The 12,153-nt window shown below is 47.5% G+C and carries 6 protein-coding genes; 4 read left to right on the forward strand and 2 right to left on the reverse strand.

From position 1 onward, the window contains the following. Positions 1–79: 79 nt before the first annotated feature. A complete protein-coding gene (locus CLV98_RS01465; RefSeq protein ID WP_109672197.1) occupies positions 80–2,626 on the reverse strand; it encodes an adenosylcobalamin-dependent ribonucleoside-diphosphate reductase in 2,547 nt (848 codons plus the stop codon). A 360-nt stretch (positions 2,627–2,986) separates the two neighbouring features. Further along, positions 2,987–3,790: a pyrroline-5-carboxylate reductase gene (proC, locus tag CLV98_RS01470; protein WP_109672199.1), complete on the reverse strand. Its 804-nt coding sequence runs from the start codon at positions 3,788–3,790 to the stop codon at positions 2,987–2,989. A gap of 285 nt (positions 3,791–4,075) precedes the next feature. Between proC and CLV98_RS01475 the strand changes: the two genes are divergently transcribed. The 4 genes from CLV98_RS01475 to CLV98_RS01490 all read left to right on the forward strand — a co-directional run bounded on the left by CLV98_RS01475 (position 4,076) and on the right by CLV98_RS01490 (position 12,128). Beyond that, the gene (locus CLV98_RS01475) at positions 4,076–7,486 is read left to right on the forward strand and encodes a transglutaminase family protein (protein WP_109672201.1); all 3,411 of its coding nucleotides are present in this window, start codon (positions 4,076–4,078) and stop codon (positions 7,484–7,486) included. Positions 7,487–7,546: 60 nt separating this feature from the next. Continuing rightward, positions 7,547–10,099 carry a circularly permuted type 2 ATP-grasp protein gene (locus tag CLV98_RS01480; protein ID WP_109672202.1) on the forward strand — a complete coding sequence of 851 codons (2,553 nt, stop codon included), beginning with the start codon at positions 7,547–7,549 and terminating at the stop codon, positions 10,097–10,099. Next, positions 10,086–10,967, forward strand: a complete 882-nt coding sequence (locus tag CLV98_RS01485) for a transglutaminase family protein (RefSeq protein ID WP_109672204.1) — start codon at positions 10,086–10,088, stop codon at positions 10,965–10,967. The genes CLV98_RS01480 and CLV98_RS01485 overlap by 14 nt, the downstream gene beginning before the upstream one ends. A 180-nt stretch (positions 10,968–11,147) precedes the next feature. Further along, positions 11,148–12,128: a pyruvate dehydrogenase complex E1 component subunit beta gene (locus CLV98_RS01490; RefSeq protein ID WP_109672206.1), complete on the forward strand. Its 981-nt coding sequence runs from the start codon at positions 11,148–11,150 to the stop codon at positions 12,126–12,128. Positions 12,129–12,153 lie beyond the last annotated feature (25 nt).

The raw sequence follows: 12,153 nt of genomic DNA on the forward strand, positions 1-12,153 counted from the left end.
TGCCTACTCCAGGTAGTTTTTAAAACAATAAAAAGAAAGGCCTTCCATTACGCAGTCGTATTGGAAGGCCTTTCTTTTTTTAGCCACATTTCGAAGAACCGCAGTCCTTACAGGTGAGGCAACCCTCTTGATACATCAGATTGGTGGATTGGCAGTTCTGGCATTTTTGTTTGCTTACCTCCGTTCCGTCCGGAACATAGCGTTTTAATGCTCGGGCTACTCCGTTTTTCCAAGTGTTAATGGATTCGGTATCGAGCTGTAAACTGCTGATCAGGTCTACGATTTTTTCGATAGGCATGCCATGTCTCAAGGTGCTTGAGATGAGCTTGGCATAGTTCCAGTACTCGGGGTTAAACTTATGCGACAGTCCTTCGATAGTCGTTTTGTAGCCTCGGGTGTTGGTATACTGGAAGTCGTAACGAGAGCTGCCATCGGCCTCGCGGTTTTTGATGATCACCCCTTCGTTTACCCAGCGAGGGATGAGGATACCGTCTTCATCGTCGGCAAATCCGGTGAATATCTCATAGGGTTGGTCGTCGATAAGACCTATAAAGGCGATCCATTTATCCTTTTTATTCTGGAACCGAACTACATCGGCGTGCAAAGTCTGGGGACGGGTGGTAGGGAAGGGGGTAACAATTTTGGCTTCCGGAGTTTCTTTTTTCTCCGAATTGGATATGAGCACCCCGGAGCGTGAGCCGTCGCGGTAAACGGTAACCCCTTTACATCCCGACTTCCAAGCCTCCATATAACATTCTCCTACGATGTCTTCGGTTACGTCCTGAGGCATGTTGATGGTTACACTAATGGAGTGGTCGACCCATTGTTGAATAGCCCCTTGCATTTTTACTTTTTTGAGGTAGTCTACGTCATTAGAAGTGGCCTTATAATAGGGCGACTGACGAACGAGCTCTTCCAGCTCCTTTTCGGAGTAATTGATAGCGGTATCGTGGCCGTTTATGACCATCCATTCTTTAAAACGATGGTGGAACACCACGTATTCTTCCCAGGAGTCGCCTACTTCGTCTACGAAGTCGACCCGGCTATCCTTGTCGCTTGGGTTGACTTTCCTACGGCGCTTGTATACGGGCAGGAAAACCGGTTCTATTCCCGAGGTCGTCTGCGACATAAGGCTGGTGGTACCGGTGGGGGCAATGGTCAATAGGGCAATATTCCTGCGGCCATACTCCAACATTTCGTAGTATAGCTGGCCGTCGGCCTCTTTGAGTCTTTGAATAAAGGGGTTGTTTTGCTCTCTTTCTGCATCGAAGATGGCAAAGGCTCCTCGCTCTTTGGCGGTGTGAACCGATCCTCGATAGGCTTCTAAGGCTACCGTTTTATGAATCTCTACGGAGAAGGCCGTTCCTTCATCGCTTCCGTAACGAAGGCCCAATGCGGCAAGCATGTCGCCCTCAGCGGTAATGCCAATACCGGTACGGCGACCTTCCTTCGCTTTCTTACGAATGTTGAGCCATAGATTTTTTTCGATTCTTTTTACTTCTTCTTCTTCAGGGTCTTCATCTATTTTCTGTAGGATGCCGTCGATTTTCTCCAACTCCAAGTCGATGATGTCGTCCATGATGCGCTGAGCAGCGGCAATATGTTTCTTAAACAGATCGAAGTTGAAGCTTGCCTCGGCCGTAAAGGGCTGCTTCACATAGGAGAACAGGTTGATGGCTAATAGTCGGCAGGAGTCGTAAGGGCATAATGGGATTTCGCCGCATGGATTGGTCGATACGGTTTTGTAGCCCAGGTCGGCATAGCAGTCGGGTACCGATTCGCGGATAATGGTATCCCAGAATAGTATACCGGGCTCTGCCGATTTCCATGCGTTGTGGATTATTTTTTTCCAAAGTACATTGGCCTCTATGTCTTTTTGGTACAAGGGGTTGTCGCCAAATATGGGGTACTGCTGGGTGTACTGAGCCCCACGCTCAACGGCCCGCATAAAATCGTCGTCTATGCGTACCGACACATTGGCGCCGGTTACCTTGCCTTGCTCCATTTTGGCATCGATAAATTGCTCAGAGTCGGGGTGTTTGATCGCTACGGAGAGCATCAAGGCACCACGACGCCCATCCTGAGCCACCTCTCTGGTGGAGTTGGAATAGCGCTCCATAAAGGGAACGATACCGGTAGAGGTAAGGGCCGAGTTTTTTACTGGCGATCCCTTAGGACGAATATGAGAGAGGTCATGACCTACCCCACCTCGTCTTTTCATCAATTGTACCTGCTCCTGGTCTACCTTCATAATGCCCCCGTAGGAGTCCGACGACCCGTCGTTGCCGATCACGAAGCAGTTGGACAAGGAGGCGATCTGATAGGGGTTGCCTATGCCCGTCATAGGGCTTCCTTGGGGAATGATATATTTGAAATCCCTGATTAGGTCGAAAATCTCGTTTTCGGAAAGTGGGTTGGGGTACCGCTCTTCGATACGGGCGATCTCCCCGGCGATTCGCCGGTGCATGTCGTCGGGTGTCAGCTCATACAGCTGGCCGAAGGAGTCCTTGAGGGCATACTTATTTACCCAGACCCGAGCCGCTAGATCGTCGCCTTTAAAGTATTGAAAGGAAGCCTGATAGGCCTCTTCAGTCGTGTAAGTTTTAATTGGTTGTGCTATTTCCATGACTATTTCAGGGGTGTGTTTGCGTGAGTTTGAAGTAGAACGCAAATTTAATTAATATTCATTTATTGATGGTCTTGTTTCTTAAAAGTTATCAAAATAAATATTTCAATAACCTGTAAATGAATATGTTAGTCATGTTATATTGTTGAAAAGTTATCAAAAAATGTTTACGTATATCCGTTGATCATAAGTATTTTTACGCTAAAACCCCAAGGGTTTTTACTTATATAAGGACAAAAATTATTAGGAGGGGAGTAGAGACTCGAAAGCGAGGTTCGAATAAAATGGAAGGCCGAAGCCTAGGTACTTAGTGCAAAGTACTATAGGAATTCCTAAGCTTCGGCATAGGGGGGACTGCGGTTATCCCTTAGATAATTCTATGGATCTTTTTTGGGCAGTGGCGATGCCATTTTTTAAGGTATCGGCAAGGCCTCCCTTTTCAAACTGTTGTAGAGCCGCTTCGGTGGTGCCTCCTTTAGAAGTAACCGCCTTGATGAGGTCATCTAGGCTTCTGTCGGCGGTTTGGATGAGGTGGTAAGAGCCTAGCATGGTTTGTTTGACGAGTAAGGAGGCTACAGACTCCTCGAAGCCCATGTCTTTACCGGCCTCAATCATCGCTTTCACCATATAAAAGAAATACGCAGGCCCGCTCCCGCTAAGGGCTGTAACGGCATTGAGCTGGTCTTCGTCTTCTAAGAAAACGGATCGGCCGGTGGCGTTAATAAGGTTCTCTATTTTGTGCATATGTTTGCTGTCGACCTCCTCTGAGGCCGCGTAGGCGGTTATTCCCATTCCGAGCATGGCGGGGGTGTTGGGCATAGCACGTATTACTTGCTTATGGGCTAGTCCTTCTTGGATACTTTGGATGGTAATGCCTGCCATAATGGATAGGACGATCTGCTGGGGTTGCATCACCGGCTTGAGTGCCTGGGCAACCGAGTGGAAATCCTGTGGCTTCACCGACAGGATGATAAGATCGTATTCGGCTATTTGTTGGCCGACGGTACCAGTAATGACTCCGGGTTGAAAACTAGCTAGTTTTTCTAGTCTATCTTCTCCCTTTTCAACCAACAAAAAATCTTCTTTCTTTACGAGATCAAATTTCAAAAATGCTTTGGCGAAAGCCATCCCCATGTTACCACAGCCTATGATTGCTATTTTCATTTTTTTGAATGAGGGATTAAGGTAAGAGTAAATATTGCTTTGGAATAAAAATCGAATTTAAGTGAATCCCCTCAATATCTCCGATTTTTTGAAGGGAAGATTGGTGTACCTTGCCGTTCTAAAGAAAATATAGAAAGCAGAGACGGGGTATTGCTTACAGGTAAATGTTTTGTAAATTGACACGATTCGTTTATTTTATTTTAATTATTGCGTACAAAACAATAATTTGATCTATATTTTTCCCGAATATTCAAAACATTACTTTACTGTTGAAATTGTTCTATTATGGCTATTAAAGTTGCTATTTCGCATAAAACAAAATACAAGTTCGATAGGAGCGTATCCCTATCCCCCCATATTTTTAGGTTAAGACCCGCTCCCCATTCTCGTACAGCCATAGAAGGATATTCTCTACGCATCAAGCCCGAAACCCATTTTATCAATTGGCAGCAGGACCCCTTCGGCAACTATCAGGCTAGGGTGGTTTTTCCCGAAAAAACGACGGAGTTGGATGTGGAGGTGGAGGTGATTGCCAAACTTCAGGTGATCAACCCTTTCGATTTTTTTGTAGAGGAATATGCCGATATGTATCCTTTCAGTTATGAATCGGGCCTGAAAGAGGAGTTAGGCGCTTACCTGAAACCCAGCGAAGGAGGACCGTTATTATTGGATTGGCTTGCAAAAAACCAGTATGATGGTCCCATCAAAACGGTCGATTTCTTGGTGTATCTCAATCAGAAAGTATACGAATATGTCAATTATAATATTCGAATGGAAGCCGGCGTGCAAACTTGTGAGCAGACGCTCCAGACCCAAAGTGGTTCGTGCCGCGACTCTGGATGGTTACTGGTACAAATGCTCCGGCATTTGGGAATAGCCGCCCGTTTCGTGTCGGGATACCTGGTGCAGCTTACCTCCGATGTGAAGTCCTTGGATGGCCCCTCCGGCCCGGAGGAAGACTTTACCGACTTGCACGCCTGGACGGAGGCTTACGTTCCGGGGGCTGGCTGGATAGGCCTGGATCCTACCTCAGGATTATTTGCTAGTGAAGGTCATATCCCCTTGAGCTGCACGCCCGACTACCAAAGTGCAGCCCCCGTTACAGGGGCCACCGATCGCTGCGAGGTTACCTTTGAGTTCGAAAACAAAGTATTTCGTATTCATGAGGACCCACGGGTCACCAAGCCGTATACCGAAGAGCAATGGGCCTCTGTGATGCAGGTGGGTGAGGTAGTAGAGAAAGACTTGCAGGATCATGATGTGCGGCTTACGATGGGGGGAGAGCCTACTTTTATCTCCATCGACGACTATGAGTCTAAAGAATGGAATACGGCTGCCGATGGTCCGTTGAAGCGTAAACTGGCCTACGATTTATCCCTACGCCTCAAGAATCGCTTTGCTTTTGGAGGAATTATGCACTTCGGGCAGGGCAAATGGTACCCGGGTGAGCCCTTTCCTCGCTGGCAATATGCCCTATACTGGCGCAAAGACGGTAGCCCTATTTGGCATAACGATGCCTTAGTGGCTAAGGAAGATGACCAGAAGCGGAGCTTTAAGGACGCAGAGGTGTTTGCCACTGAGCTGACCAAGTTTTTAGGAATAGGCGTCAATAACCTGACGGCAGCTTATGAAGACCCCATATTCTGGGCCATGGAAGAGGAAAAATTGCCTGTCAACGTGGATCCGCTTCAGGTAAACTTAAAGGACTCTATCGAGCGTCGTACGCTAGCCCGCTTATTAGAAAAGGGCTTGAATAATCCGGCGGGATTTGTGCTCCCATTAAAATGGAATTTTGAGAGCCAGTCCTGGGTGAGCTGTGCCTGGGAGTTTCGGAGAGGCAATTGCTTCTTAGTCCCTGGAAACTCCGCTATGGGCTTTAGGCTTCCCTTGAGCTCCTTGCCCGAAGTAGCGCCCAACAAAAGAGAGCAGCCTATAGAGAGAAGCCCTTTCGAAGATCTACCCGCCTTGCCCTTGTTTAGTCCACAAGTGCGTGCTCGCTACGGGACCGTAGCTAAGCCCTATGAGCCGGCGACGCACCAGCAGGAGGCCGAAGATGCCGAGCAGGAGCCGGAAGTAGAGAACACGCTGCTTTTCGAAGTGCCCGTGATTAAAACGGCCCTATCGGTAGAGGAAAGAGAGGGGATTATTTATGTGTTCCTTCCGCCTACCGATTATTTGGAGCATTATTTAGACCTGATCGCTTCGGTGGAGGCTACTGCCGAAAAGCTACAATGTCCAGTACGCATAGAGGGCTACCCATTGCCTTCGGATAGTAGGGTGCAAAAACTCAATGTGACGCCCGACCCAGGCGTAATAGAGGTGAATATTCATCCGGCTAAGAACTGGACGGAACTCGTCGATAATATTAGCGCCCTCTATGAAGAAGCGTTTTTCGCTAGGCTGGGGACCGACAAATTTATGGTGGACGGAAGGCATACCGGTACCGGAGGTGGCAACCATGTTACTATCGGTGGGGATACCCCAGCAGACAGCCCGATATTACGACGCCCCGATTTGCTACGGAGCCTAGTGACCTATTGGCAGCATCATCCTGCTTTGAGTTATCTGTTTGCGGGTCCTTTTATAGGTCCTACCAGCCAGGCCCCGCGTATCGATGAGGGACGCGATGAGCGGCTTTATGAGGTAGAGTTGGCCTTTGAACAAATACCAGAAGGCAAAGACATTCCTTTTTGGATGGTAGACCGGGTGTTCAGGAACCTATTGGTCGATATTACCGGCAATACCCACCGTTCGGAGTTCTGTATGGACAAATTATACTCCCCCGATTCCTCGACAGGGCGGCTGGGGATTCTGGAGTTTAGGGCCTTCGATATGCCTCCGCATAAGCATATGAATCTCGTTCAAACCCTATTGATAAGGGCTTTGATCGCTAAATTCTGGAAAAAACCTTATAAACATAAACTAATACGGTGGGGTACGGAGCTTCACGATCGCTTTCTGTTGCCTCACTTCGCCTATCTGGACATGATCGACGTGGTCAATGACCTGAAGGAGGCCGGCTATGCCTTCGATATTTCGTGGTTCGATCCCTTCTTTGAGTTCCGATTCCCTTTTTATGGAGGCATACAAGTAGATAATATCCATCTGGAGTTGAGGCTGGGGATAGAACCCTGGCATGTGCTGGGAGAGGAGCTCTCGAGTTCGGGAACGGCAAGGTTTGTCGATTCCTCCCTGGAACGACTCCAGGTAAAGGTGAGTGGATTCGTAGAGGGCCGCCATATATTAATCTGTAATGGATGTAGGGTGCCGCTCCGACCTTCGGGAATAAAATCGGAATATGTGGCGGGTATACGCTATAAGGCCTGGAACCCACCGTCGGCTCTGCATCCCACCATCGGCTCCGACGCCCCGCTGGTCTTCGATATTGTAGATACCTGGAATAACCGTATATTGGGCGGTTGTACTTATTTCGTTTCACACCCTGGAGGTCGTAGTTTCGATACTTACCCAGTCAATAGCTTTGAGGCGGAGTCAAGGAAAATTAGCCTTTTCCAAGGTTTCGGACATACCCCTTCGGCGACTTCGAATATTCCTATTGTTTCTAAGTCTACCGGGACGGTGTCTAGGTTCGTTGCCGAAACCAAAAAGGAGCTGAGGGCCGATGTGCCCCTGGAACTCATTGATGCAGAGTATCCAAATACCCTTGATTTGCGTAAGTTTTGGAGTGCGAAGTAGTGACTTAGTTGTTAACTCTTAGTACCTGAGGGGTGTTCTATAAAACCGTTTATTAATAATATGCTTACCGAAGCCGCAGTGAACCTAATCCATTCGTATAAAAATTCGCTTAATTCTTATGACGAAGTGCTGGATGCTAAAGGTCAGATCAAACCTGTATGGTTGGCTCTGTTCGTTAACTTACAGAAGTTAGGGTTAGAGGAGTTGATTATCAGAAACCATGAAATTATTGGTAAGCTTAAAGAGAATGGAGTAACTTATAATGTGTATGAGTCGCCCGATGGAGAAAGTCGTCCCTGGAGGCTCGACCCTATCCCTTTTCTCATTGAGCAAAAGGAATGGACGTTGATTAATAGGGGGGTGGAGCAAAGGGCCCGCCTGCTCGACCTGATATTGAAAGACTTATATGGCGAACAAAAACTGGTAAAGAATGCCGTCATTCCGGCCGAGCTGGTGTTTGCTAATACGGGTTTTTTTAGACCCTGTATGGATATTTTTCAGGACAAAAAGAATTTTTTACCCCTTTTTGCCGCCGATATGGCCCGTGGGCCAGATGGGCGCATGTGGATAGTCGATAACCGCACACAGGCTCCTTCTGGCTCTGGCTATGCCCTCGAAAACCGACTGGTTACGAGTAAGCTTTTGCCAGAACTAGCCGAAGGCATGCATATTAACAAGCTGTCGCCTTATTTTAATGGGCTACAGCAACGGGTGTTGGCTATGTCGGAGAAGGGGCAAGAGTCGTCCAACGTTATTTATCTGACACCCGGCCCTAAGAATGAATCGTATTTTGAACATGCCTATTTAGCCTCCTACCTCGGTTATACCTTGGCACAAGGAGAAGACCTCCAAGTACGTAATAACACCGTCTATCTGAAATCTTTAGATGGCTTACAACGTGTAGATGTCATTCTTCGGCGTATCGACGATGACTGGTGCGATCCTTTGGAGCTGCGGGAAGACTCCCGCCTAGGAGTGCCAGGGCTGTTACAAGCCATGCGCATGGGCAACGTACGGGTAATGAATCCGCCAGGGGTCAGTTTGGTAGAGAATCACGCTTTCTTAGCCTTTATGCCTAGCATCTGTAGGTATTTTTTCGGGGAGGATCTGATTATGCCTTCTGTAGCCACTTGGTGGTGTGGTCATGAAAAGGAGCTTAAGTATGTATTGGCCAATCTGAACAGGTTGATCATTAAAAAAGCCAACCGAAAATCGAGATTCCCTTCCATTTATGGCCGACGGCTGACGGAAAAGGAACTGTTTTTTTTAAGGAAGCAAATCAGCGCAGCTCCACATGAGTTTGTGGCTCAGGAAGAGGTGAGCTTGTCGACGACCCCATCGCTTATAGACGGACAGATAGTGCCGCGTTATGCCGCACTGAGGACGTTTTTGGTGAGTGATGGAGCCGGTGGATACCGGGCCATGGACGGAGGGCTCACCAGAAGCTCGCCCATCAAGGATCGTTTCGTGGTGTCCAATCAAAAAGGAGGGCTTTCGAAAGATACTTGGATTGTGTCTGACGACAGCCATACTTTCCAAGAGAAAGTGGTATTGCCGCACTGGGCTGCTGCCAACAAACTCGTGAGCTTGCCTAGCCGAAGTGCCGAGAACTTGTTTTGGGTGGGGCGCTATTGCGAGCGAGCTATGGCGGTAATCAAATTTATGAATATCGTCATCAACGTCGTTAATCTAGACCGAAACTTTGCTGGTATTTCCAAGCCTGGCCATATCAAAATATTGTTGGAAGCTTTTTCGCATTTGTCCGCTTCATTGCCTGGGTTTGTGGACGACGCCGAAAAATTAGCCGATCCTTATAAGGAATTACTCGATGTATTCGCTAACCGAAGTAGGCCTGGATCGGTCGCTTCGGGGGTCGCCTCTTTCCTTAATGCGGTGAACGCCGTTCGTAACCAATGGGATATCGAGATATGGCGCATCATCGATCTGATAGAAAATAGCTATAGTCCGACCAAAGACACGCTGCCTATCAACAAGAGCAACCTGCCCAAGCGCATCGATTCTTTGTATAATCATATGTTTACTTTTTTGGGTGTGGTGTCCGAGACCATGCCTAGGGATAAGAGCTACTTGCTACTAGAAACTGGGAAGCTTATTGAGCGTGTTTTGGGTAAGTTGACCATTATAAGGCATTGTTTCTCGGAGGTCAACGACGATAACGTGGAGGAGGAGCTCGTAGAGGCCGTCCTGTTGAACCATCATCAGTTGGTCCAGTATAGGCAGCTCTACAAGTCGCGACTGGGCCTAGTGACCATGTTGGATATGGTATTACTTGAAAAATCACATCCTTTTTCTATAGTCAATATGTTGGCCGAGCTAAAGGATAATTTACATAGGCTTCCACATGGCGTTGAAAATGAAAGGCTTAATGCGGCGGAAAAGGCAGCATCGAAGGCTTTGTTGTCGATACAGCTTGCAGAGGTAATGGCTTTGGCTGACCCCAACAGTAAGGACGACCGGCTTGACTTATGCCAGTTGCTCGATGGGGTGAGTGAGCTGGTAACCCAGGTGTCGGTCGAGCTCACCAGCCAATATTTTAGTCATAGTGTCATGCAGAATTCATTTATTAAACCGATCGACGATGAAGAGATATAAGTTGGTTCATAAAACCATCTATGAGTATCCTAGCTTGGTGATGGGCTATCAGAGCTTGCTTTGTCTGGCTCCCCGGAATATGCCTGGCCAAGTATGCGATGACTTTGAGCTAGCTATTGACCCGGCTCCTTCCGAAATTGTGGAGCGGAAGGACTATTTCGGGAATACTACCCATTATTTTTCGCTCCATACCACCCATCAGGAGTTGTCGGTAACGGCTATTAGTCTCGTTCATCGTGATAACGAGTCTGTTGGGGATGCCCAAGCCTTGCCCGATATTACCTGCGAAGAAGCCCGTAAACAATTGGCCCAGGATCGGTCCTTGCGAATGGGGTTGCTAGAATTTATGCTCCCTAGCCCTATGGTGCGATGGGACGACGAGATCGTGGCTTTTGCACAGGATTGTTTTCAGGATCAGCTTCCACTTTACGAATGTGCGAAACGGTTTTGTCAAAAAATATTTTCGGTATTCGATTTTGTTCCCGATTTCTCGACCATTAATACCCCTATTAAGGAAGTGTTGGCTGCGAAAAAGGGGGTATGTCAAGATTTTTCCCATTTGGCCATTGCCTGCATCCGAGGTATGGGCTTTCCGGTTCGGTATGTAAGTGGATATCTGGAAACCTTGCCTCCTCCTGGAAAAGAAAAGTTGCAGGGTTCCGATGCCAGCCATGCTTGGATTTCGGTGTTTATACCCGATTTTGGTTGGTGCGATTTCGACCCTACCAACAATATGGTGCCGGGCGATCGGCATATTATTACGGCTTATGGGCGCGACTATAGTGATGTGCCGCCTATGAAAGGGATCATTTTTAGCTCGGGAAAACAAAAATTGAAGGTGGAAGTGGACGTGATTCCACTAGAATAAGGCTTATCGCCTATTTTTGTTGGATTGCTTTTTTGAAAGAATTTGAGAATTGGCCTTGTTTCTCTAATTTTACGCCAGTGTTTTGAAACCAGTAGTAATACAGAAGGTGAATTAAGTGAATAAGGCATTTCGTTTTTGAATCTTAGATTGCCCTGTGAATTAATAATCATAAAATTACGGATGAAAGAAATAGCATTTAGAGATGCCATTCGCGACGCTATGTCGGAAGAGATGCGTCGGGACGAAAATATATTTCTGATGGGCGAAGAAGTAGCCGAATACAACGGTGCTTACAAGGCCAGCCAGGGAATGCTGGATGAGTTTGGTCCGGAACGTGTAATCGACACGCCTATCGCCGAATTAGGCTTCGCCGGAATTGGGGTAGGAGCGGCTGGTAATGGGCTGCGTCCTATTATCGAGTTCATGACCTTCAACTTCTCCCTGGTAGCCATCGACCAGATTATCAATAGTGCGGCCAAAATCCTTTCTATGTCGGGCGGACAGATCGGTTGTCCTATCGTTTTCCGTGGACCAACAGGTAATGCCGGACAGCTTGGGGCTCAGCATTCTCAGAATTTTGAGAACTGGTTCGCCAATACCCCCGGTCTTAAAGTGGTGGTTCCTTCTAACCCCTACGACGCCAAAGGCTTGCTGAAGGCTTCTATTCGGGACAATAACCCCGTTATCTTTATGGAGTCGGAGGTAATGTATGGCGATAAGATGGAGGTTCCCGAAGAAGAATATCTGATTCCTTTGGGGAAAGCCGACGTGAAACGTAGTGGTAAGGATGTTACCATTATTTCGTTTGGTAAAATGATCCCCCGGGTTGTGAATCCTGCAGTGGCGCAGTTAGAAAAAGAGGGCATAGACGTAGAAGTGATAGACTTACGGACCGTAAAGCCCATCGACTATGCCACGGTTATCGAATCGGTAAAGAAAACCAACCGGGCAGTAGTGGTAGAAGAAGCGTGGCCTTTGGCATCTATTTCTACCGAAATTACCTACCATATTCAGCGCCATGCGTTCGATTATATGGATGCCCCCGTACTTAGAGTAACCAATAGAGACGTTCCCTTGCCTTATGCACCTACTTTGATAGAGGAGATTTTGCCTAGCACCAAGCGTGTGGTAGAAGCTGTAAAGCAAGTATTGTATAAATAAAGAATCCTATAGAAAGCCATAATTC

It is taken from the genome of Dyadobacter jejuensis, assembly GCF_003149085.1.
In the GTDB taxonomy this organism is placed as follows: Bacteria; Bacteroidota; Bacteroidia; order Cytophagales; family Spirosomataceae; genus Dyadobacter; species Dyadobacter jejuensis.